A 20,930-nucleotide genomic window follows, 5' to 3' on the forward strand; every position below is an offset into this window, starting at 1 on the left:
TTCTTTGAAATTCTGTAGTGAGTGCAGGCCAAAGCCAAAGGTAAAAACCGATGGAAATTAAGTATGTTGTGGTCGCGCACCATGCCCGGCGAGAGCAGGCCGAAAGGCTTGCTGACTCTCTTGGCGCTCACCTGCTGGTTGACGAGCACGACAGGGGTGCCAACTGGAATCACCGCCGTGCACTTGAGTGGGCAGAAGGGCAATCATGTCGGGTGGTAGTGCTGGAAGATGATGCGCTGCCGGTGTTGGAGTTTGCGGAAAAGGTGAGTGACTGGCTAGCGCGCTTTCCCGACGACTTGCTGAGTTTTTATCTCGGTACTGGCCGACCGCCACAATATCAAAAAGAGATAGCCGGAATGCTGGTGGATGCCGATCGTGTGCGCGGAGATCACATCGTGCTAAACAGGTTGGTTCACGGCGTATGTTATAGCCCCCCACCGAGCCGATTGCCTGGCATCCTCAGAGCATGGAATAAAACCCTGGCAGCAGATTACGCCGTCGGTGAGGCATTCGGTGCAAGGGTGATTTACCCGTGTTACTCGTTGGTGGATCACGCTGACCTGCCGACGGTTGAGCATCACCCGGACAACGAGCCAAGAATAGAGCGAAGACGGGCTTGGAGATTGGCTTAAAAAAGCCCGACCTCACTCGGGCTGTAATTATTTAGTCTTAGGCAATCCCGAAGTCATTCGTGGCTTTTCAGTTTCCGTAACGACGATTGAAGGCTTGGGGGTTGGCTGTACTGCCTTGGCAGCTGCTACAGCTCTATTTAAAACAGCTTTCGAAGTAGTACCTTTTTCGATCAATGAGTATTCTGCAGTTGGGAGATCGTGCTCCACACCATTCAAAAAAATAGTTTTTGAAAAACCCTGCTTAGCCATTTCATCATGTAGATCATCGTAATCGCTACCATCAGCATCATGCAGCTCGACGCGAACTGTGTAACTTGTCATTTCTACCTCCTTTGTATAGGGAATAGCTAAGATAATTCTTAGATGAGGAGACTACAATTTTTTTCCTGGATGCTATATGAAAGAACCTCGTGTATATGGCAGTCGATGGGATAAGGCCCGACTTCGTTTCCTACAGCAGCACCCGCTCTGTGTGATGTGCGAGCAGCAGGGGCGCATAACACCAGCAACGATTGTTGACCATATCGAACCCCACAAACTCAAAGATGCGCTCAGGTCCGGCAACGCGCTGGAAATATCTAAAGCACAGCTCCTCTTCTGGAGTAAAGAGAACTGGCAGCCACTCTGCAAAGCGCATCATGATTCAACTAAACAGAGGATGGAGAAGAGCGGTTCAGTCATTGGCTGTGATGCCAGCGGCTATCCTCTCGACCCGGCCTCTCACTGGAGCAAGTGATGACACAAGACCAACAGACAGTCCTGATGTTCAAGGGGCTCATTGCTTCATTGCCTGAAGAGAGCCAGGCCAAAGTGAAGAAAGCTGAGCAGGCTTTTCGTGAAATGATTGCAACTTATCCGGATGGTGAGGCAACCGTGGCGCTTGGTTTGATTGGCGCAGAGCTTCAGTGCGGTGAGCCTGAAAATGTTACCAAGTGAAATCATTTCATTTTGAACTAATTATAAATGATAATGATTCTCATTTTTGTGAGGGGGAGAGTAAATCTTCAAATTCTTTCCCCCAAATGACCGCCGCCAAAGTTTGATTTTAACGCTAACCCGATTTTTTTAGTTTTAAGGTGTTGACATATGGCAGATAAACGAACGCGTTCCGACAGTTCGACGGCGGCGGTTCAGTCCATGAAAAATGCAGCAGTGGACACCATTGATCCGCCGTCCCATGCAGGTTTGGAAAAAAAAGCCGAACCATTCTGGCATGACAATATCAGATCGAAAGCTCTGGACAGCTGGACGCCAGCAGACCTGCTTGCCGCTGTAGAACTGGCAAATAATCAGCTCTATATCACCGTTTTGCGTAAGGATTTGCGTAAAGAAGAGCGCATACGCGGCGAAGAACGGAATGAGGCGCTCATTAAAGATCTCCGCAAGCAAATCCCGGAGTTGCAGCGAACTATTCTGGCCCAGCGCCGTGACCTCCAGATTCACTCTCACGCCACCAATGGTGAAAGCCGGGACCAGAAGAAACGCAATCAGAACGATCGTGATGCACGAAATACCAAAAACGAGCATCAGAACCAGGACGACAACCTGATCGCCTTTCCCAAGCATGGATAAAAGACTATGACGCGAGGTGAGCGTGTAATAGCGTTCATCGAGCGCTTTTGCATCGTGCCGGAAGGCAAGCTTATTGGCCAGCCAATGCGGCTGGATCCCTTCCAGAAAGATTTCATCCTGGATCTTTACGACAATCCTGCCGGAACCGATATGGCGATCCTTAGTCTCGCCAGAAAAAACGGTAAGACAGGTTTAATTGCCGGAATCTTGCTGGCTCACCTGGTGGGGCCTGAAGCGGTGCAGAACACCCAGATTGTCAGCGGTGCACTCAGCCGGGAACAGGCGGCCATCGTTTTTAACCTCGCAGTGAAGATGGTTAACCTGAACCCCAAGCTGCAGGAGATTGTGCATATTACGCCAAGCGGCAAAAAGCTGATTGGTTTGCCCTGTAACGTCGAATACAAGGCCTTATCAGCTGAGGGTAAGACCACTCATGGTCTGTCGCCTATTCTGGCCATTCTTGATGAAACAGGACAGGTGAAAGGGCCGCAAGATGATTTTATCGATGCAATAACTACCGCGCAGGGGGCGCACGAAAACCCGCTGCTGATCGTTATCAGCACGCAGGCGGCAAACGATGCAGACCTGCTGAGCATCTGGATTGATGATGCTATCAGATCGAAAGATCCGCACATCGTCTGCCACGTTTACGAAGCGCCAAAAGACGCCGATATCAGTAAACGCGAGTCCTGGCTGGCTGCGAACCCGGCGCTGGGAACCTTCAGATCAGAAAAAGACATGGCACGCCAGGCCGAGAAAGCAGGCCGAATGCCAAGCTTCGAAAACACCTTCCGAAACCTCAACCTCAATCAGCGCGTGTCTACCGTATCGCCGTTTATCTCCCGCAACGTGTGGGAGCTTTGCGGGGAGATGCCAATTAATACGCCGAGGAAGTGGTACGCGGGGCTGGATCTGTCAGCCAGGAACGACTTAACGGCGCTGGTTATCGCTGGTGAAGCGGATGATGGTGTCTGGGATGTTTTCCCCTTCTTCTGGACACCTCAAAAGACGCTTGAAGAGCGAACCAAAACGGACCGCGCACCCTATGACGTCTGGGTGAGAGAGGGGTTGCTGCGCACCACACCAGGCGCTTCGGTGGATTACTCATTCGTCGTTGCGGGTATCGCTGAAATTATCGGTGATTTCGACCTTGCCTCGATGGCTTTTGACCGCTGGCGAATTGACCAGTTCAGGAAAGATGCTGATGCCATTGGCCTGAACCTCCCGCTGATCGAGTTTGGCCAGGGCTTTAAGGATATGGGGCCAGCTGTAGACACGCTGGAGTCTCTGATGCTTAACGGGCGCGTCAGGCATGGCATGCACCCTGTATTAACGATGTGCGCCGTGAATGCGGTGGTGGTGAAAGATGCTGCTGGCAACCGTAAGCTCGACAAATCCAAAGCAACGGGCCGTATTGATGGCATGGTCGCAATGACGATGTCCGTTGGTGCTGCTAATGGGGAAGTTACCGAGCAGGGTGGTGACTTCGATGACTTCATTTTCCGACCGCTGAGCATGTGATGGAAGAACCTAAATACACGATTGACCTGCGAACCAATAATGGCTGGTGGGCAAGGCTGCAGTCCTGGTTTGTCGGCGGGCGTTTAGTCACCCCAAATCAGGGCTCCCAGACGGGGCCCGTTTCGGCACACGGGCACCTGGGCGATTCATCCATTAACGATGAACGGATACTACAAATTTCGACGGTGTGGCGCTGCGTGAGCCTGATTTCAACGCTCACCTCATGCCTCCCGCTTGACGTTTTTGAAACTGACCAGAACGACAACCGTAAAAAAGTTGATTTGAGCAATCCGCTGGCGCGACTGCTGCGCTACTCGCCGAATCAGTACATGACCGCCCAGGAATTCAGGGAGGCTATGACGATGCAGCTCTGTTTTTACGGTAATGCTTATGCGCTGGTGGACCGGAACAGCGCGGGGGACGTAATCAGCCTTCTCCCGCTCCAGTCAGCCAATATGGATGTAAAACTTGACGGTAAAAAGGTGGTTTATCGCTATCAGCGCGACAGCGAATACGCCAACTTTTCCCAGAGAGAGATTTTTCACCTTAAAGGCTTCGGCTTTACCGGTCTGGTCGGCCTGTCACCCATCGCTTTTGCCTGTAAATCGGCAGGTGTGGCAGTGGCGATGGAGGACCAGCAGCGAGATTTCTTTGCTAATGGCGCTAAGTCTCCGCAAATCCTCTCAACCGGCGAAAAAGTGTTAACTGAGCAGCAGCGATCTCAGGTCGAAGATAATTTCAAAGAGATTGCCGGCGGCCCGGTTAAAAAACGCCTCTGGATTCTTGAAGCGGGGTTTTCAACCTCGGCAATTGGCGTAACGCCTCAGGATGCAGAAATGATGGCGTCAAGGAAGTTTCAGGTCAGCGAACTGGCACGATTCTTTGGTGTACCGCCCCACCTTGTCGGGGACGTTGAGAAGTCAACGAGCTGGGGCTCTGGCATAGAGCAACAAAATCTTGGTTTCCTGCAATATACGCTACAGCCCTATATCTCCCGCTGGGAAAACAGCATACAGCGATGGCTAATTCAGGCCAAAGACGTTGGTCGTTTTCACGCTGAGCATAACCTTGACGGCCTGTTGAGAGGTGATTCTGCTTCCCGCGCCGCGTTCATGAAGGCTATGGGAGAGGCCGGCCTTCGCACCATCAACGAGATGCGACGAACTGACAACCTTCCGCCATTGCCGGGCGGCGATGTGGCAATGCGGCAATCGCAATATGTGCCAATCACCGATTTAGGAACCAACAAAGAGCCCCGCAATGACGGGGTTTAATTTTTATGGGGGCCGCGATGCCTGAGATCGTAAAAACGCTGTCTTTCGACGAGACAGAAATCAAGTTCACTGGTGACGGGAAGCAGGGCATTTTCGAAGGGTACGCTTCGGTTTTCAATAACACCGATTCTGACGGCGATATCATCCTGCCCGGTGCCTTTAAAAGCGCGCTGACTAACCAGACACGAAAAGTGGCAATGTTCTTCAACCATAAAACATGGGAATTACCGGTTGGGAAGTGGGACAGCCTCGCCGAGGACGAGAAAGGCCTGTATGTGCGAGGTCAACTTACTCCAGGACACAGCGGGGCCACAGATCTGAAAGCAGCAATGCAGCACGGCACGGTTGAAGGTATGTCTGTCGGTTTTTCCGTTGCTAAAGATGATTACACCATTATGCCGACCGGTCGCATTTTCAAAAATATCCAGGCGTTGCGAGAAATCAGCGTCTGCACGTTCCCCGCCAACGAACTGGCTGGTGTCGCCGCTATGAAAAGCCTCGATGGCATTGAAACGATTCGTGATGTGGAGAACTGGCTGAGGGATTCAGTTGGGCTCACCAAATCACAGGCAGTTGGGCTGATAGCCCGGTTTAAGTCAGCGATTCGGAGCGAGTCCGGGGGCGACAAAAACGAAGCAGAAATCAACGCTCTTCTTCAGAGCATTAAATCTTTTCCTTCTAATTTAGGTAATTAATCATGTCTGAACTCGCTCAAATTCAACAAGCTATCGAAAAATCTCAGCAGGAAATGTCACAGCTTTTCGAAGCTCAGAAAGCTGAAATCCAAAGCACCGGCGTGGTGTCGAAACAGTTGCAGGCCGACCTGGTAAAAGTACAGGAAGAACTGACCAAATCCGGCACCCGCCTTTTCGATCTGGAGCAGAAGCTGGCATCGGGCGCAGAAAATCCGGGGGAAAAGAAATCCTTCTCCGAGCGCGCGGCGGAAGAACTGCAGAAGTCCTGGAATGGCAGCAAAGGCAGCTTCGAAGCGAAAACCTTTAACAAATCCCTCGGCAGCGATGCGGCATCAGCAGGTAGCCTGATCCAGCCGATGCAGGTGCCGGGCATTATCATGCCGGGCCTGCGCCGCCTGACCATCCGTGACCTGTTAGCTCAGGGCCGCATTTCCAGTAATTCCCTGGAATACGTTCGCGAAGAGGTGTTTACAAATAACGCCGACGTGGTGGCCGAGAAGGCGCTCAAGCCTGAATCGGATATCACCTTCAGCAAACAGACTGCGAACGTTAAAACTATCGCTCACTGGGTACAGGCATCGCGTCAGGTAATGGACGATGCGCCTATGCTGCAGTCATACGTCAACAACCGTCTCATGTACGGACTGGCACTTAAGGAAGAGGGCCAGTTGCTCAATGGTGATGGCAGCGGTGATAACCTCGAAGGCCTGAACAAAGTAGCAACCGCATACGACACCGGGCTCAATGCTGCAGGTGACACCCGCGCGGACATTATCGCTCATGCTATTTACCAGGTGACCGAGTCCGAATTCAGCGCATCAGGTATCGTCCTGAACCCGCGCGACTGGCACAACATCGCGCTGCTGAAGGACAGCGAAGGTCGCTATCTGTTCGGTGGACCTCAGGCCTTCACCAGCAACATCATGTGGGGCCTTCCGGTTGTCCCGACCAAGGCGCAGGCGGCCGGTACCTTCACCGTTGGTGGTTTCGATATGGCATCTCAGGTGTGGGATCGCATGGATGCCACTGTGGAGGTCAGCCGCGAAGACCGTGATAACTTCGTGAAAAACATGCTTACCATCCTGTGTGAAGAGCGCCTGGCGCTGGCGCACTATCGCCCGACAGCAATCATCAAGGGCACTTTCTCTTCAGGCTCATGATGGAGGGGGCGGGGCAACCCGCCCTTTAAACCTATGGCGATAGATGTTCTGGACGTGATTAGCCTTAAATTGTTTAAGCAGCAGATTGAGTTTGAAGAGGATGACCGTGATGATCTGATTACCCTCTATGCCCAGGCTGCTTTCGATTACTGTTACCGCTGGTGCGATGAGCCTGCCTGGAAGATTGCTTCTGATATTCCCGCGGCCGTTAAAGCTGCCGTCCTGTTGAGCTTTGCAGACATGTTCGAACACCGCACCGCGCAGAGCGAGACCCAGCTTTATACAAACGCCGCCGCTGAACGCATGATGTTCATTCACCGCAACTGGCGTGGAAAAGCTGAAGCAACTCTGGAGGGCGGCAGCTGATGGAACCCGGAAGATTTCGCCACCGAGTAACGATACAGAACTCAACTAAAGGGAGAACGCCATCTGGTCAGCCAGTAGAAGAATGGCACGACATTGCTGTGGGCTGCCCGGCTGAAATAAAGGCAATCAGCGGAAGGGAGTTAATAGCTTCCGGTGCCGAAAAGGCTGAGGCCACTGTTCGTGTCTGGATGCGTTTTAGATCCGACATTACAGCAGCGTCTCGTCTTTTATGCACCAGTGGACCGCTTAAAGGCGTGATTCTTGATGTTTCTGGTACACCCGTACCCAACAGTAACGGAACACGACTGGAAATACTCTGCAAGCAGGGGGTAAAACCATGATCGGCACTAACCTTGATTTCTCCGGCCTGCTCGATTTGTCGGAAGATCTCGCCACGCTCAGCAAAGCGGAAAACCGCAAGGTAATGCGCGATGCCACGCGTGCCGGGGCAACCATTTTCAAAGATGAAGCTGTAAGCCGCGCGCCGGTGAAAACGGGGAAACTCAAAAAGAATATCGTCGTACTGACGCAGCGTGAGCGCAACGGGGCGATCTCTTCCGGTGTTCATATACGCGGTACCAACCCGCGCACCGGCGCCAGCGACAAGACGATGAAAGCCAGCGATCCGCGTAATGCCTACTACTGGCGCTTTATCGAAATGGGTACCTCGACCATGCCGCCCGTGCCGTTCGTCAGACCTGCCTATGAGGCGCGTGAAGAGGATGCGGTAAACGCCGCGTTCGCCGAAGCCAATGCGGCGATCGACAGGGTGCTTTCAAAATGACCGAGGCCGACGTTTACTCGCTGATCGGCGCGCTGGCCGACGGACAGGTTTACCCCGGCGTGGTTCCGCTTAACACCCAGGGTGAACCGGCAGTTGCGCCGCCGTGGATCACATTCACGCTGGTGGTTCAGACCTATGGCGACACCTTCTGCGGTCCGGCGGAGGAAGACACAGCCCTGCAGGTGGATGTTTACGCGTCTTCAGTGGATGAAGCCCGCGCGTTGCGTGAACAGGCGATCGCCGCATTGACGCCGCTGGGATTCACCCGCATGAGCAAGACCGGCGGTTACGAGCCCGAAACAGGCCTGCGCCGTGCAACGGCAGAAGTCCACGTACTTCAGTAATCCCTACCCACTCAACCCCAGGCCGCCGCGAGGCGGTTTTTTTATATCCGGAGACATCTATGTCCGCACTTTATGAAAAATCGCAGTTAACGAAGATCCTGATCTCTTCGCTGCCGGCAACGAAAGATACGATAGCAAGTGCCGACTATCTTGATCTGAGCTGCACGCTCAAAGAGGTCCAGTTCACCGGTGGCCAGAAACAGGACATCGACGTCACCACCCTGTGCTCGACCGAACAGGAGAACATCAACGGCCTGCCCGCTCAGTCGGAGATTTCGCTGTCCGGTAACTTCTTCAAAAATGCGGCGCAGGATGCACTGCGTGACGCATATGACAACGACACCACGTATGCCTTTCAGGTGATCTTCCCGTCCGGTAAAGGCTTCCGTTTCCTGGCTGAAGTGCGTCAGCACACCTGGTCATCCGGTACCAACGGCGTGGTCGCGGCCACCTTCTCTCTGCGCCTGAAAGGCAAACCTGAAAACATCGAACCCGGTTCGTAAGGAAAATCATGTCCATTAAAGAGCTTGCCCTGGCGAAACACTCCGGGTTTCGTCATAAAACCGTCACTGTGCCCGAATGGGGCGGTGTGAATGTTGTTCTGCGCGAGCCATCCGGTGAAGCCTGGCTGCGCTGGCAGGAGATCGCCGGAACCGATATCAGGGCTGAAGAGCTTTCGGTGTCGGAGCGCGCGAACCGTAACCTGCGCGCTGATGTCGCGCTTTTTCTCGATGTGCTCTGCGACGAGGACAAGCAGCAGGTTTTTACCCGGGACGATGAAGAGGAAGTGCGTGCCATCTATGGCCCCGTGCATTCCCGTCTGCTTAAACAGGCACTCGATCTGATCGCATCCGGGGATGATGCCCGGGAAAAGTCGCCACCCCCGGTGTTAAATTCCTGATGTCGCTTGCGCTCCGTATGGGGCGCACGCTTTCAGAACTCAGGCAGAGCATGACGGCCAGTGAAATGCTGATGTGGATTGAATACGACAGGATAAGTCCGGTCGGCGATATCCGCGGGGATATTCAGGCGGCGCAGATCGTCTCGGCCGTATATGGCTCGCAGGGTGCAAAAGTGCCGTTAACTGATGCCATTCTGCAGTGGGGGGGAGAAGAGCAGCAAACAGACAAGGATCCGTTTGCCGGGCTTGAGGAGGCGCTTACAGAGGCAACTAAGTGACATTTAATATTTAAGACACTAATATTTATAAATCTTTTATTTAATGGATTGATATAATGAAAAAAGTATTAGTGGCTGTTCTTTTTATGGCATCTTCAGCACAAGCTAGCACTGTATTATCTGGTGAAGAGATGCATGAACTTACAAAAACTATTTGCTCTGAGCATTCAGAACCTGATTTATGCATAAAAGGTTTTAATAAAGTTATGGGGTATGTAAAGGCTAATGATGATTATCATTATTTTTGCGAGAATTCTAAAAAAACCTTTATGACAGTTGATGATGAACAATGTAAAAAATCTGAAGAGTTAAGAGACTTTATTGATAAAAACGCAAATTAAAAGTAATTATTATCAACTATAAAACCTGCTGCGGCAGGTTTTTTTATTTATGGAGAGTTAATAGTGGCAACCCTGCGCGAGCTAATTATAAAAATTTCTGCTGATTCCAGTTCATTCCAGTCTGAGATCACCCGAGCTTCGCGCATGGGTGCAGATTACTATCGAACAATGCAAAACGGAGGGCGGCAAGCCGCAGCTGCCGCTAAAGAAAGTGAAAGGGCATTGTCAGATCTCACTGATGGATTTGCCTCTGCAGGTAAAGCCGCCGCTGCAGCAGCAGCTGCTTTTGCAACGGGTAAAATCGTCCAGATTGCAGATGAGTGGAACTCAGTTAATGCTCGCCTTCAACAGGCATCCTCATCAGCTGACGATTTTGCGATATCGCAGCGGCAGTTGATGGAGATCAGCCAGCGAACGGGCACCGCATTTTCTGATAATGCTGCTCTTTTTGCGCGTGCCGCCGCTTCAATGCGTGAATTCGGCTACAGCTCAGATGAAGTTTTGAAGGTAACTGAGGCAGTAAGCACGGGCCTCAAGCTCTCGGGCGCCAGTACTGCGGAGGCTGGTTCAGTAATCACCCAGTTTAGTCAGGCACTGGCCCAGGGTGTTCTGAGGGGGGAAGAGTTTAACGCTGTAAACGAGGCGGGTGATCGAGTCATTCGCGCTCTTGCTGCTGGAATGGGCGTTGCCAGAAAAGACCTCAAGGGGATGGCAGATCAGGGAAAATTAACGATCGACAAGGTTGTCCCCGCATTAGTGAGCCAGCTTGGAACCCTGCAGAGCGAATTTGGCTCCATGCCTGAAACCGTGTCAGGCTCCCTGCAAAAAGTGACAAACTCCTTTATGGCATGGGTTGGCGGTATCAATCAGGCAACGGGTGCAACTCAGGCTTTATCGGGCGGCCTTAATGGTGTCGCAGGTACGCTGGATTCATTAACGTCGTCAGCAGTAAGCGGGGCGCTGAATGATGTTGCTGATAATATGTCCACTATCACCACCGTCGCTGGTGGTTTGATTGGTGTGGGACTTGCGAAATATTTAGGTGGTATTGTCACAAGTGCTACAAGCGCAACTTCAGCGCTGATCTCTGCCGCAAAATCAGAAGTTGCCCTTGCTGTAGCACAGGACAAAGCGGCCCAGTCTGCTGTGGCTGCCTCAAGGGCTGATGTCTATCGGGCGCAGCAAGGATTACAGAGAGCAAAGAGCGCTGATGTTCAGGCAGCGCAGCAGGAAAAAATAGCTGCAGCTGAAGCCAGAGTTACTGCCGCTGAGTCACGTTTAACGACTGCTATCGCTAGCGGAACGGCTGCAGAGAGAGTCAGGGCCAGAGCCGCGCTTGAAAGAGCTCGTTCTGGACTTGCTGTAATCCGAAATAATGATGCGCAGACAGCCGCGGAAAGACGCCTCGCAAGCGCTGAGGCGGCGCGAGATCGTAATATAGCTAACCGCGTAAGTACTCAAAATAACTTGAATAGTGTCACCTCTGTAGGAACCCGACTGATGGGGCGCGCGCTTGGCCTGATAGGTGGTGTTCCGGGGCTCGTTATGCTCGGTGCGGGAGCCTGGTATGCAATGTATCAGTCTCAGGAGCAGGCCCGGCAGTCGGCACAGGAATATGCCAGAACTATTGATCAGGTGAGCCAAAAAACGCGAGCAATGAGTTTACCTGAAGCAGATGAAAATCGCGGTAAAACTATTGATGCGTTAGTTGAGGAAAATCGCTTAATTGGAGAGCAGCAAAAAGCTATTTCAGCGGTAAAAAGACAAATCGATGATCTGAATAAGGCACGCGCTCAACCCGGGATTACTAAAGAGAATGATCTGAATATAGTTAGAGCGCTCGCCATTCTTACCGACCAATTAACCGTTGAAGAAAATAAGCTTAATTTGATGCGGGAGAAATCAACCAGTATTCAGCAGGTGCTGGAAGAGATTGACCGCCGCCGAAATGATTTGATACGTGAACAGGCCTGGCGTCAGAATGCTTCTTATCAGTCTCTGCTGATGATGAACGGTCAGCATCAAACATTTAACCAGCTGCTCGGGCTCGGCAATCAGTTACTGATGGCCCGTCAGGGAATGACACTGGCACCCCTGCGTGTTCCTCAGGCTGAAGCCTCGCAGAAACAGACCGATGCGCTCGAAAAAAGCCGGCGCGAACTGGCCCTGTCCCGCCTGAAAGGCGAGGCAAAAGAGCGCGCACGGCTTGGCTATGCTGCTGATGAACTCGGCCTGACGGCTGATCCGCAATTCCAGACCAACCGCCTTGAGTACATCAATAACGGGCTTGAAGAATGGCGCAATAACGAGGCCAACAAAAAACAGCCCAAAGGGCCAAAGACGGATGAAGAAAAGGCCGCTGATGCTTATAAAAGGATGATTAAGCAGCAGAAGGAGCAGATCGCCCTGCAGGGCCAGAGCACCGAACTTGCCAGAGTGAAATACCAGGTGGTTGAAGGTGAACTGTCCACCCTGGACAAGGCGCAGAAGGCTGAACTGATGCGCAACGCTGCGTTAATCGATCAGGTCAAACTTCGCGAGCTGCTGCGTAATTACGAGGCGAATCTCGGCGACAGCAACGCCAGCGCCCGGGCGGCCAATGATGCACAGCTCATCGGTTACGGTCAGGGCACCCGGTTCCGTGAGCGGATGCAGGAGCAGTTTAATATCCGCAAGGAGTTTGAGCAGAAGAATACCGATCTGCTCCGGCAGCGGCAGGCCGGGGATATAGATGAAACCTTCTACCAGCAGGGGCTGGCACTCAACAAACGCTATCTGGAAGAGCGGCTGCGCGACCAGGAGGGGTATTACACCGCTTCCGATGCGCAGCGCGGTGACTGGTTGACAGGCATGTCTGAGGGCTACGCGAACTGGGTGGATGAGGCGACCGACTATTCCGCGATGGCTGCGGACGGGATGAAGCAGGCCATGGGCGGGGCAGTGACCACCATTACCGACATGCTCAACGGAAATCTCGACAGCTGGAAAGACTGGGGCATGAACGTGCTGAAAATTATCGAGACCGTCCTTGTTAATATGATGGTCGCGAATGCCGCGAGCTCTCTCGGCTCACTCTTCAGCTTTGGTGCTTCATCTGCCGCAACGGCCAGCAGCGGGACGGCCATACAGAGCGCTGCGTCAAACTTCACCTTCAACGCCAAAGGTGGCGTCTACGACTCACCCTCCCTCAGTGCCTACAGCGGTGGTGTCTACCAGACCCCACAGCTCTTTGCCTTTGCGAAAGGGGGCGGGGTGTTTGGCGAAGCAGGTCCGGAGGCAATTATGCCGCTCACGCGCGCGGCGGATGGTTCGCTCGGCGTTCGCGCAGTCGGCGCGCCGCAGTTTTCCGGCGGTGGCCCGTCCGTGTCGTTTGGCGATATCAACATCAATGGCGGTGCGCAGTCCACGGCAGGGCAGGGAGCAGCCGCCACTGCCGGCAGGCAACTCAAGGATGCAATCGTGACGGTGATTAATGAGCAGGCCAGCATGCCGGGCTCGCCTTTGTGGCGGCTTTTGAAAGGAGCGTAACCATGGCAGTTGAGACCTTCTCCTGGTGCCCGAAGGTGGCCGCGCAGGCTGATACCAGTTTCCGCACCCGTAAGGCGCAGTTCGGGGATAACTATACGCAGGTGGCCGGGGACGGCATCAACCCGGTTACCCCGCAATGGAGCGTGAGTTTTACCGGCGATGAAGCCTATATCCTGACCATAAAGGCGTTTCTGAAGCGGCATGCCGGCTGGAAGTCCTTCATCTGGAAGCCGCCCCTGGAGCCCGCAGGGTTATGGCGGTCTGAATCTATTCAGATTGCCACACACGGCGCAGATCTTTACACCCTCAGCACCACATTCATTCAGGCATACCATCCATGAGCATTTCATCTGATGTCCAGAAGCTGGAGCCGGGCAGCCGCGTCCGTCTTATCGAGGTTGACGGCGAGGCCTTCGGCGCCGGCATTCTGCGGTTTCATAACGAAACCCTCCCTCACACAGAGGCCGAGATCATTGCTGCGGGCGGCGATGCGTCGAAGCTCCAGCCGAAATCGGTCTGGTGGCAGGGGCTGGAGTACGGTGCGTGGCCCTTTGAACTGACCGGCCTGTCCGTCAGCAGCGACGGGCAGAGCGCCCGCCCTACACTGACCGTGGCAAATATCTCCGGAACGATAGGTGCGCTCTGTCGCCGCTTTCAGGGAATGGCGAAGGCAAAAGTGATCATCCACGACACATTTGCCCATTACCTTGATGCCCGTAATTTCGCCGGCGGTAATCCTGCCGCTAACCCGACAGAGGAGCGCAGGCAGGTCTACTACATCGACCGTAAATCCAGTTCGGACGATGAAACTGTGGAGTTTGAGCTGTCCAGCCCGGCAGATCTGCGGGGGCAGCTTATTCCCACGCGCCAGATCCAGCCCATGTGCACCTGGTGCATGCGCGGCTGGTACAAAACCGGGAGCGGCTGTACCTATGCCGGGCAGAATGGCTGGTTTGATAAGGACGGTAACCCGGTCGACGATCCTTCGAAAGACGTGTGTTCAGGTCTGCTGTCCACCGGGTGCAAGCCGCGATTCGGGGCCGAAAACGAAGTCGATTTTGGCGGGATGCCAGGCGCATCACTTCTGAGGGGGTAACATGCGGGACAAGACAATCAGCGCGATTCTGGCGCATGCGGCGCAGGCGTTCCCGGCTGAATGCTGCGGTGTGGTGATCCAGAAGGGACGGGTTGAGAAGTATGTCGCCTGTCGCAATCTGGCTACTTCCCCGGAGGAGCAGTTTGAACTGTCACCGGAGGATTACGCGGCAGCCGAAGAGCAGGGCACGGTGGTTGCTGTGGTGCACAGCCACCCCGGCGACGGTGCCACGACGCAGCCGAGTGAACTCGACATGCTGATGTGCGACGCGACCGAAGTGCCGTGGGTGATTGCTTCATGGCCTGAAGGCGATATCCGCACCATCATGCCGCGCGGCGATCGCCCGCTGACCGGACGTCAGTTTGTTCTCGGGCATGCTGACTGCTGGTCCCTTATCCGGGATTACTTCCGCACTGAACACGGTATCGCGCTGCCCGACTACAGCGTCGATCGCCACTGGTGGGAGGAGGGCGAAAACCTCTATATGGATAACTGGCACGACTGCGGATTCAGGGAGTTTGACGGCCCCTCCCGGCCCGGCGATATGGTCATCATGCAGGTGCAGGCCAGCGTGCCGAATCATGCCGGCGTCCTGCTGGAAGGCAACATGCTGCTGCACCACCTGTACGGGCAGCTCAGCCAGCGCATTCCGTATGGCGGCTATTACCGTGACCGCACCATCAAAGTTTTACGGTACAGGGATCTGATGTAATGGAAAAGCGAACCGTTATCAAGCTGAGCGGGTCGATGGCGCAGCGTTTCGGGCGCACTCACCGCCGGGCGCTGTCCTCTGCCAGCGAGGTTTTCAGGGCGTTGTCCAGCACGGTGGACGGCTTTGAGGATTATCTCCGCGAGGCGCGTGCCAGAGGACTCGACTTCGTTATCTTTCGCGATCGCCGGAACATCGGTCAGGAAGAGTTTTCGCTTCTCGGTCCGGGCGATGAGCTGCGCATTATCCCGGTGATCCGCGGCAGCAAGCGTGCCGGCATCTTCCAGGCGGTGCTCGGGGCTGCCCTGATTGCCGGAGGTATCGCCCTTGGCCCTGCCGGGGCCGGGCTTATTGGTAAAGGGGTCGCGCTGAATGTTGCGCTGGTCGGCGCATCGATGGCGCTGGGCGGCGTGGTTCAGCTGCTGTCGCCGCAGGTGGCGGGGATGAGGATGCGTCAGGATCCGGATAACAAGCCTTCCTATGCGTTCGGCGGCCCGGTCAACACCACCGCCAGCGGCAACCCTGTCCCTCTGCTCTATGGCCAGCGTGAGATCGGGGGAGCCATCATTTCAGCCGGCATTTATGCAGAAGATCAGCAGTAAGCCGGTACGTGATTACTTTAAGCCGCCTGCGGGCGGTTTTTTATGGGCGCGATATGACGAACACAGTGATTAAAGGGCGCAAGGGCGGTGGCACCAAGACACGCACGCCGGTAGAAGCCCCGGACAGTATTCAGTCGATAGCCAGAGCGAAAATCCTTGTCGCGCTCGGCGAGGGGGAGTTCGCCGGCGGCCTGGACGGGCGCAGCATTTATCTTGGCGATGCGTCATCGTATACCCCGCTGCAGAATGCCGACGGCAGTTACAACTTCAACAACGTAAAATATGAGTTCCGCTCCGGCACTCAGGACCAGAGCTATATTCAGGGCTTTCCCGGCGTTGAGAATGAGCTGCAGGTCGCCTACGAACTCAAAGCTGCCGTGCCGTATGTCCGCTCTGTCTCAAATACCCAGCTTTCAGCCCTGCGCATCCGCCTGGGCTGGCCCTCGCTGCTGAACCAGAAAGACAACGGCGATAAGGTGGGTACCCGCGTTGAGTATGCGATCGACCTGTCTGCCGACGGCGGCACATATGTGACGGTGGTCAACGGCGCTGTCGATGACAAGACCACCACCCTCTATGAGCGCAGTCACCGTATCGACCTGCCAAAAGCCACCACCGGCTGGCAGCTGCGCGTGCGCCGGATAACGCCTGACTCAACGACGATAAATGTTGTGGACAGTATGCGCGTTGAGGCGGTCACCGAAATCATCGATGCGAAGCTGCGATACCCTAACACGGCGTTGCTCTACATTGAATTTGATGCGAAGCAGTTCCCGAACGGCATCCCGCAGGTCGTGTGCAATCCGAAGGGGCGCATTATTCGCGTGCCTGATACTTACGACCCTGACACGCGAACCTACTCCGGCACCTGGGAAGGCGGGTTTAAATGGGCATGGACCGATAACCCGGCGTGGATTTATTACGACATCGTGCTGAATGAGCGCTTCGGGCTTGGTCAGAGGATTGATGCAACCCAGATTGATAAATGGGAGCTGTACCGCATCGCGCAGTACTGCGATCAGCCGGTACCGGATGGCAAAGGTGGCAGCGGCACGGAACCGCGTTTTCGCTGCAACGTCTACATTCAGGAGCGCAATGACGCGTGGACGGTGCTGCGCGACCTTGCCGGTATCTTCCGCGGCATGACCTACTGGGGCGACAACAAGCTGTATGTGCTGGCCGATATGCCCCGCGATATCTGGCACATCTATAACCACGCCAGTGTGGTCGACGGAAAGTTTACCTTCGCCGATCCGAGCGAAACCACCCGCAACACCGCCGCGCTGGTTAACTGGTCAGATCCGGCGAATCACTACAAAGACACGCCCGAAGTCGTTTATGACAAAGATCTGGCGATGCGCTTTGATTACAGCCAGCTCGAAATGACGGCCATCGGCTGCACCCGGCAGTCAGAGGCAAACCGGCGCGGGCGCTGGGCGCTGCTCACCAACGGCATCGGTGAGGTGGTGACCTTCAGCACGGGTATGGATGTTCCCCCTGTCGGTGAGGTGATTGGCGTGGCCGCGAACGAGCTGGCAGGCAGAGTGATTGGCGGCAGGGTCAGCGCGGTAAGCGGTCGTAATATCACGCTCGACCGTGCCGCGGATGTCAGCGCCGGCAACCGGCTCTTTCTCAACCTGCCGTCAGGGGTGGCGCAGGCCCGGACCGTGCAGGCGGTTAACGGCAATATCGTCACCGTCACCACGGCCTACAGCGAAACGCCTGAGGCGGAGTGCTGCTGGGGAGTGGATGCTGACGATCTGTTTATCGCGCTCTTTCGCGTGACCGGCACCCGTGACAACGATGACGGCACTTTCGAGGTCACTGGAGCGACGTACAGCCCGGATATTTACGCCGCGGTCGATAACGGCGCGCGGCTCGATGAAAGGCCGGTCAGCGTCATTCCGCCCGGCGTGCAGGCGCCGCCGGAAAATATCGTTGTCGACAGTTACTCGACGGTCAGCCAGAACATCGCGATCACCACCATGCGTGTGGCCTGGGATTCTGTAAAAGGGGCAATTGCCTATGAGGCAGAATGGCGCCGTGACAGCGGCAACTGGGTGAGCGTACCGCGCACCTCCTCTCTCGGTTTTGAAGTGCCGGGTATCTACGCCGGGCGCTATCTGGTGCGGGTGCGTGCGGTGAACGCCAGCGATGTGTCGTCGATATGGGCGACATCTGCCGAGGTCATACTCACCGGGAAAGTGGGCAATCCGCCGAAACCAGTGGGTTTTACCGCCTCCGAAAATGTGGTGTTTGGCATTGAGCTTACCTGGGGATTCCCGGCAAACACGGACGACACGCTTAAGACGGAAATTCAGTACAGCCTGACCGGCAGTGAAGACGATGCCATGCTGCTGGCCGACGTGCCTTATCCGCTGCGCAGGTATCAGCAGATGGGGCTTAAGGCCGGGCAGATTTTCTGGTACCGCGCCCAGCTGGTGGACAGGACCGGCAACGAGTCCGGTTATACCGACTGGGTTCGCGGCCAGTCCAGCACCGATGTGACCGACATTACAGAGGCGGTGCTCGCGCAAATCAAGGACACCGACCTGTTCAAAGACCTCATCGAGAACGCCGTGGAGAGCAGCCAGGCGGTCGCAGACCTGGCAGAGGCAGTGAAGCAGAACGCCGCTGACCTGGCTGCGGCGGCAGGCGCAAACCGCCAGACGGCAGAAGCCATTATCGGTAATGCCCTGGCGATCGCTGATGTGGTGGTACGTCAGTCAGCCCAGCAGGGTGCTAACTCGGCGCGGTTCGAACAGCTGCGCGAGGTGATTGCCACCGAGACCGAGGCGCGCGTTACGGATGTGATCCGCCTGGAGGCAAAGACAGCTCAGAACGCCGCCGGCATCACCGAGGTGCGCCAGGCGCTGGCAAACGAAACCGAGGCACGGGCGACAGCTGTCGATCAGCTTACCGCGCAGACGGAAGAGAACAGGGCCAGTGTCACAGCGCTGACGCAGACCGTGACGGATCTGGACTCGTCTACCGCCTCGCGCTTTGAGGAGATTTCGGCAGAGATCGCGGGCATAGACGGCAGTGACATCAGAGGGGGAATACAGAGCAACTCCATCGCGCTGATCACCAACACGCTGGCGCAGGTCAACACCCGGAATCTGCTCAGTGTGCAGTACGGCGACAACAAGGCCGGGATTGAGCGTGTCGACAACGTGATGGCGGATGCCAGCCAGGCCGTTGCCGAGTCGCTCAGAATGCTGGATGCCAGCGCGGGCGGCGGCACGGCAAATGCCACTGATTTTGCCAGAACCATGGCGGATTTTTCACAGGTCTCCGCGACAAGAATCAACTCGCTGTCAGTGACGTTAAACGGTCAGCAGGCGGCAATCGTCCAGAATGCCCAGGCAGTGGCTGACATCAACGGGAATCTGAATGCAATGTACAGCATCAAGGTGGGGGTGGATGCGAACGGGCGTCAGTATGCCGCCGGGATTGGGATCGGCGTGCAGAACACACCGGCGGGCATGCAGTCGCAGGTGCTCTTTCTGGCAGATCGGTTCGCTGTCATGACACAGGCAGGCGGAACGGTAAGCCTCCCGTTCGTGGTGCAGAACGGGCAGACCTTCATCAACGAAGCCTTTATCAATTACGCGTCAATCACCCTCGCCCGGGTGGGATCGTGGTATTCCGCCAACTATGTGGCCGGGAAGACCGGAACCATCATGAAGGCGGACGGAACGTTTGAGGTCAACGGCGCCGTATCGGGCCAGGGACGCATGCAGATAACGAACAACCGCATCATTTCTTTTGACGCACAAAACCGGCCGGCAGCCGTTATGGGGCAACGCTTATAATGCAGATGTTTATTGCGGGTACCAGCTTTGACGCCATCAACGCCATGGCGGCCAGTTATGTTCTGGATGTCATCACCATCACCGGTACCGGGAGTAAAACCTACTCCCTGGCCGGGGTGGAACTGACGTATGCCATCGTGAATGACTTTATGGGAGGGCAGTTAACCGGGGCAACCTACAGCGTCAGTGTCAGTGGATTAACCGTGTCGTGGAACGTTAATAATGCCGTCACCCTGATTGTGTACGGCAGCCCGGTGGCGGGCACGCAGAGTGACTATTTTGGCTTTCAGCTCTTCCAGTACCTGAACGGGGTGAGGACGGTCAAGCTGGCCCCGAATTATGTGCCGCTGTGCCTGCGCCAGATTATAGATGTGCCGGCCGGCGCGCGGACCGTGCAGACGCAGGTTCCGGCGGGTAACCCGGTCATGTGCTTTCACCGGCATACCGGAGCGGCAATGGATATCTGCTGGTGGAAGCCCGCCACGGTCAGCGGGTATCACGCACTGCAGTTTCCCACGGACGGCAGCAACCAGACCGGATGCCGGGTGTATGTGTTTTCAAATATTCTCGCGAACATTCCGGATTACGGGTTCTATCTTTACCGCGACGGGCAGATGGTCTGGCACAGCAACTGCCTTCCCCTTCAGGTTATTCCGCTCACAAACGGGGATATCACCAGTGATACGCCGCTGGCGGTGTCGTCCAGCGTCACGGCGCATATCTTCGTGCCGCAGGACCCGGCTTATCCGACGGGGTACAGCAACTTTATGTGTGCATCAGCGGGAAATGACGGGACCCGGTATAAGGTGCAGGTGGGAAAAGTATTCCAGAGCACCTTTATCAGCAGTCCCGACGAGGGCAGGCGAATGAAAGGGTGGGCATGTGGCGGGGTGGGGTATATCGACACGCAGTTCTATGACCAGTACTACAGATATGCCCTTGGCCTGGCCTGATATTATCACTCCGTCAGCGGCAGCCTGTCGCAGGACGATGTATCCGTGAAAGCACTCCGTTCAACCCACTGATAACCAAAGCTGCCGCCGGAGAGATATTCGGTGGTGCTGACCGGTTTTCTTATGCCGAATACCGGTACCGCCACCCGGCTTTTCATCACCACCGCCCCGTTATAGCACAGCGGCGGCGTGTTGCTGGCGCAGCCTGATGCCATTAACGAAACCAGCACAACCGCCGCAGCGTTAATTATTTTCATCTTTATTCCCTGAACAGTATGGATGTGAATCCATTCTATTGGCCGCCTGGTCAGGCGCTAAATAGATTAAACAGATCAATATTTCCTGATTGATCGACTTTA

The 20,930-nt window shown here is 55.1% G+C and carries 24 protein-coding genes and 1 pseudogene; 23 read left to right on the forward strand and 2 right to left on the reverse strand.

Translation table 11 applies throughout. The features are described from left to right. Nucleotides 1-50 precede the first annotated feature (50 nt). Nucleotides 51-632 (forward strand): hypothetical protein, encoded by a 582-nt coding sequence (locus tag HF650_RS06330; RefSeq protein ID WP_187801648.1) that lies wholly within the window; start codon nucleotides 51-53, stop codon nucleotides 630-632. Nucleotides 633-659: 27 nt separating this feature from the next. Here HF650_RS06330 and HF650_RS06335 read toward each other — a convergent pair whose 3' ends face one another. Further along, nucleotides 660-953: a type V toxin-antitoxin system endoribonuclease antitoxin GhoS gene (locus HF650_RS06335; protein ID WP_187801649.1), complete on the reverse strand. Its 294-nt coding sequence runs from the start codon at nucleotides 951-953 to the stop codon at nucleotides 660-662. A 76-nt stretch (nucleotides 954-1,029) separates the two neighbouring features. Between HF650_RS06335 and HF650_RS06340 the strand changes: the two genes are divergently transcribed. The 22 genes and pseudogenes from HF650_RS06340 (at nucleotide 1,030) to HF650_RS06445 (ending at nucleotide 20,571) form a co-directional block, all read left to right on the forward strand. After that, nucleotides 1,030-1,368, forward strand: coding sequence for an HNH endonuclease signature motif containing protein (locus HF650_RS06340; RefSeq protein WP_187801650.1), 339 nt, complete (start codon nucleotides 1,030-1,032; stop codon nucleotides 1,366-1,368). After that, nucleotides 1,368-1,568 (forward strand): hypothetical protein, encoded by a 201-nt coding sequence (locus HF650_RS06345; RefSeq protein ID WP_187801651.1) that lies wholly within the window; start codon nucleotides 1,368-1,370, stop codon nucleotides 1,566-1,568. The genes HF650_RS06340 and HF650_RS06345 overlap by 1 nt, the downstream gene beginning before the upstream one ends. 150 nt (nucleotides 1,569-1,718) lie before the next feature. Continuing rightward, on the forward strand, nucleotides 1,719-2,204 hold the full coding sequence (locus HF650_RS06350) for a terminase (RefSeq protein WP_187801652.1): 486 nt from the start codon (nucleotides 1,719-1,721) through the stop codon (nucleotides 2,202-2,204). 6 nt (nucleotides 2,205-2,210) lie between these two features. Continuing rightward, a complete protein-coding gene (locus HF650_RS06355; protein WP_187801653.1) occupies nucleotides 2,211-3,725 on the forward strand; it encodes a terminase TerL endonuclease subunit in 1,515 nt (504 codons plus the stop codon). Then, nucleotides 3,725-4,999 carry a phage portal protein gene (locus HF650_RS06360; RefSeq protein ID WP_187801654.1) on the forward strand — a complete coding sequence of 425 codons (1,275 nt, stop codon included), beginning with the start codon at nucleotides 3,725-3,727 and terminating at the stop codon, nucleotides 4,997-4,999. The genes HF650_RS06355 and HF650_RS06360 overlap by 1 nt, the downstream gene beginning before the upstream one ends. Nucleotides 5,000-5,016: 17 nt before the next feature. Beyond that, nucleotides 5,017-5,694, forward strand: a complete 678-nt coding sequence (locus tag HF650_RS06365) for an HK97 family phage prohead protease (protein ID WP_187801655.1) — start codon at nucleotides 5,017-5,019, stop codon at nucleotides 5,692-5,694. Between the two features lie 2 nt (nucleotides 5,695-5,696). Next, complete coding sequence (locus HF650_RS06370) at nucleotides 5,697-6,854, forward strand: phage major capsid protein (RefSeq protein ID WP_187801656.1); 1,158 nt, start codon at nucleotides 5,697-5,699, stop codon at nucleotides 6,852-6,854. Nucleotides 6,855-6,887: 33 nt separating this feature from the next. Beyond that, nucleotides 6,888-7,220 carry a head-tail connector protein gene (locus HF650_RS06375; protein ID WP_187801657.1) on the forward strand — a complete coding sequence of 111 codons (333 nt, stop codon included), beginning with the start codon at nucleotides 6,888-6,890 and terminating at the stop codon, nucleotides 7,218-7,220. Then, entirely contained in the window at nucleotides 7,220-7,561 is a 342-nt protein-coding gene (locus HF650_RS06380; protein ID WP_187801658.1) for a phage head closure protein, read from the forward strand. The genes HF650_RS06375 and HF650_RS06380 overlap by 1 nt, the downstream gene beginning before the upstream one ends. Next, nucleotides 7,558-8,004 (forward strand): HK97-gp10 family putative phage morphogenesis protein, encoded by a 447-nt coding sequence (locus HF650_RS06385; protein WP_187801659.1) that lies wholly within the window; start codon nucleotides 7,558-7,560, stop codon nucleotides 8,002-8,004. The genes HF650_RS06380 and HF650_RS06385 overlap by 4 nt, the downstream gene beginning before the upstream one ends. Then, entirely contained in the window at nucleotides 8,001-8,348 is a 348-nt protein-coding gene (locus HF650_RS06390) for a DUF3168 domain-containing protein (protein WP_187801660.1), read from the forward strand. The genes HF650_RS06385 and HF650_RS06390 overlap by 4 nt, the downstream gene beginning before the upstream one ends. 59 nt (nucleotides 8,349-8,407) lie before the next feature. Continuing rightward, nucleotides 8,408-8,827 (forward strand): annotated as a pseudogene (locus HF650_RS06395) (hypothetical protein); the annotation flags it as partial. Between the two features lie 32 nt (nucleotides 8,828-8,859). After that, nucleotides 8,860-9,249 carry a phage tail assembly chaperone gene (locus tag HF650_RS06400; protein ID WP_187801662.1) on the forward strand — a complete coding sequence of 130 codons (390 nt, stop codon included), beginning with the start codon at nucleotides 8,860-8,862 and terminating at the stop codon, nucleotides 9,247-9,249. Then, nucleotides 9,249-9,527, forward strand: coding sequence for a DUF4035 domain-containing protein (locus tag HF650_RS06405; RefSeq protein ID WP_187801663.1), 279 nt, complete (start codon nucleotides 9,249-9,251; stop codon nucleotides 9,525-9,527). The genes HF650_RS06400 and HF650_RS06405 overlap by 1 nt, the downstream gene beginning before the upstream one ends. 56 nt (nucleotides 9,528-9,583) lie before the next feature. Further along, the gene (locus tag HF650_RS06410; RefSeq protein WP_187801664.1) at nucleotides 9,584-9,868 is read left to right on the forward strand and encodes a hypothetical protein; all 285 of its coding nucleotides are present in this window, start codon (nucleotides 9,584-9,586) and stop codon (nucleotides 9,866-9,868) included. Between the two features lie 63 nt (nucleotides 9,869-9,931). Beyond that, on the forward strand, nucleotides 9,932-13,396 hold the full coding sequence (locus HF650_RS06415) for a phage tail tape measure protein (RefSeq protein WP_187801665.1): 3,465 nt from the start codon (nucleotides 9,932-9,934) through the stop codon (nucleotides 13,394-13,396). Nucleotides 13,397-13,398: 2 nt separating this feature from the next. Next, complete coding sequence (locus HF650_RS06420) at nucleotides 13,399-13,737, forward strand: phage tail protein (RefSeq protein WP_187801666.1); 339 nt, start codon at nucleotides 13,399-13,401, stop codon at nucleotides 13,735-13,737. Beyond that, nucleotides 13,734-14,492 carry a phage minor tail protein L gene (locus HF650_RS06425; protein ID WP_187801667.1) on the forward strand — a complete coding sequence of 253 codons (759 nt, stop codon included), beginning with the start codon at nucleotides 13,734-13,736 and terminating at the stop codon, nucleotides 14,490-14,492. Before HF650_RS06420 ends, HF650_RS06425 begins: the two co-directional genes overlap by 4 nt. Before the next feature lies 1 nt (nucleotide 14,493). Continuing rightward, entirely contained in the window at nucleotides 14,494-15,204 is a 711-nt protein-coding gene (locus HF650_RS06430) for a C40 family peptidase (protein ID WP_187801668.1), read from the forward strand. After that, nucleotides 15,204-15,803: a tail assembly protein gene (locus tag HF650_RS06435; protein WP_128482559.1), complete on the forward strand. Its 600-nt coding sequence runs from the start codon at nucleotides 15,204-15,206 to the stop codon at nucleotides 15,801-15,803. The genes HF650_RS06430 and HF650_RS06435 overlap by 1 nt, the downstream gene beginning before the upstream one ends. A gap of 53 nt (nucleotides 15,804-15,856) precedes the next feature. Further along, nucleotides 15,857-19,618, forward strand: coding sequence for a phage tail protein (locus HF650_RS06440; RefSeq protein ID WP_187801669.1), 3,762 nt, complete (start codon nucleotides 15,857-15,859; stop codon nucleotides 19,616-19,618). After that, complete coding sequence (locus HF650_RS06445) at nucleotides 19,618-20,571, forward strand: hypothetical protein (RefSeq protein ID WP_187801670.1); 954 nt, start codon at nucleotides 19,618-19,620, stop codon at nucleotides 20,569-20,571. Before HF650_RS06440 ends, HF650_RS06445 begins: the two co-directional genes overlap by 1 nt. Before the next feature lie 5 nt (nucleotides 20,572-20,576). On the opposite strand, the gene HF650_RS06450 is transcribed toward HF650_RS06445, so the two are convergent. Next, nucleotides 20,577-20,828, reverse strand: a complete 252-nt coding sequence (locus tag HF650_RS06450; protein ID WP_187801671.1) for a hypothetical protein — start codon at nucleotides 20,826-20,828, stop codon at nucleotides 20,577-20,579. Between the last annotated feature and the right edge of the window lie 102 nt (nucleotides 20,829-20,930).

The organism is Kosakonia sp. SMBL-WEM22 (genome assembly GCF_014490785.1).
Classification (GTDB): domain Bacteria; phylum Pseudomonadota; class Gammaproteobacteria; order Enterobacterales; family Enterobacteriaceae; genus Kosakonia.

Excerpts from the sequence above, each read along its gene's own strand:
- HF650_RS06365 (WP_187801655.1), top strand. The coding sequence starts at position 5,017 with ATGCCTGAGATCGTAAAAACGCTGTCTTTCGACGAGACAGAAATCAAG.
- HF650_RS06350 (WP_187801652.1), top strand. The coding sequence starts at position 1,719 with ATGGCAGATAAACGAACGCGTTCCGACAGTTCGACGGCGGCGGTTCAG.
- HF650_RS06340 (WP_187801650.1), top strand. The coding sequence starts at position 1,030 with ATGAAAGAACCTCGTGTATATGGCAGTCGATGGGATAAGGCCCGACTT.
- HF650_RS06390 (WP_187801660.1), top strand. The coding sequence starts at position 8,001 with ATGACCGAGGCCGACGTTTACTCGCTGATCGGCGCGCTGGCCGACGGA.
- HF650_RS06435 (WP_128482559.1), top strand. The coding sequence starts at position 15,204 with ATGGAAAAGCGAACCGTTATCAAGCTGAGCGGGTCGATGGCGCAGCGT.
- HF650_RS06355 (WP_187801653.1), top strand. The coding sequence starts at position 2,211 with ATGACGCGAGGTGAGCGTGTAATAGCGTTCATCGAGCGCTTTTGCATC.
- HF650_RS06410 (WP_187801664.1), top strand. The coding sequence starts at position 9,584 with ATGAAAAAAGTATTAGTGGCTGTTCTTTTTATGGCATCTTCAGCACAA.
- HF650_RS06445 (WP_187801670.1), top strand. The coding sequence starts at position 19,618 with ATGCAGATGTTTATTGCGGGTACCAGCTTTGACGCCATCAACGCCATG.
- HF650_RS06370 (WP_187801656.1), top strand. The coding sequence starts at position 5,697 with ATGTCTGAACTCGCTCAAATTCAACAAGCTATCGAAAAATCTCAGCAG.
- HF650_RS06450 (WP_187801671.1), bottom strand. The coding sequence starts at position 20,828 with ATGAAAATAATTAACGCTGCGGCGGTTGTGCTGGTTTCGTTAATGGCA.
- HF650_RS06430 (WP_187801668.1), top strand. The coding sequence starts at position 14,494 with ATGCGGGACAAGACAATCAGCGCGATTCTGGCGCATGCGGCGCAGGCG.
- HF650_RS06425 (WP_187801667.1), top strand. The coding sequence starts at position 13,734 with ATGAGCATTTCATCTGATGTCCAGAAGCTGGAGCCGGGCAGCCGCGTC.
- HF650_RS06420 (WP_187801666.1), top strand. The coding sequence starts at position 13,399 with ATGGCAGTTGAGACCTTCTCCTGGTGCCCGAAGGTGGCCGCGCAGGCT.
- HF650_RS06400 (WP_187801662.1), top strand. The coding sequence starts at position 8,860 with ATGTCCATTAAAGAGCTTGCCCTGGCGAAACACTCCGGGTTTCGTCAT.
- HF650_RS06385 (WP_187801659.1), top strand. The coding sequence starts at position 7,558 with ATGATCGGCACTAACCTTGATTTCTCCGGCCTGCTCGATTTGTCGGAA.
- HF650_RS06330 (WP_187801648.1), top strand. The coding sequence starts at position 51 with ATGGAAATTAAGTATGTTGTGGTCGCGCACCATGCCCGGCGAGAGCAG.
- HF650_RS06345 (WP_187801651.1), top strand. The coding sequence starts at position 1,368 with ATGACACAAGACCAACAGACAGTCCTGATGTTCAAGGGGCTCATTGCT.
- HF650_RS06360 (WP_187801654.1), top strand. The coding sequence starts at position 3,725 with ATGGAAGAACCTAAATACACGATTGACCTGCGAACCAATAATGGCTGG.
- HF650_RS06380 (WP_187801658.1), top strand. The coding sequence starts at position 7,220 with ATGGAACCCGGAAGATTTCGCCACCGAGTAACGATACAGAACTCAACT.
- HF650_RS06335 (WP_187801649.1), bottom strand. The coding sequence starts at position 953 with ATGACAAGTTACACAGTTCGCGTCGAGCTGCATGATGCTGATGGTAGC.
- HF650_RS06375 (WP_187801657.1), top strand. The coding sequence starts at position 6,888 with ATGGCGATAGATGTTCTGGACGTGATTAGCCTTAAATTGTTTAAGCAG.
- HF650_RS06405 (WP_187801663.1), top strand. The coding sequence starts at position 9,249 with ATGTCGCTTGCGCTCCGTATGGGGCGCACGCTTTCAGAACTCAGGCAG.
- HF650_RS06440 (WP_187801669.1), top strand. The coding sequence starts at position 15,857 with ATGACGAACACAGTGATTAAAGGGCGCAAGGGCGGTGGCACCAAGACA.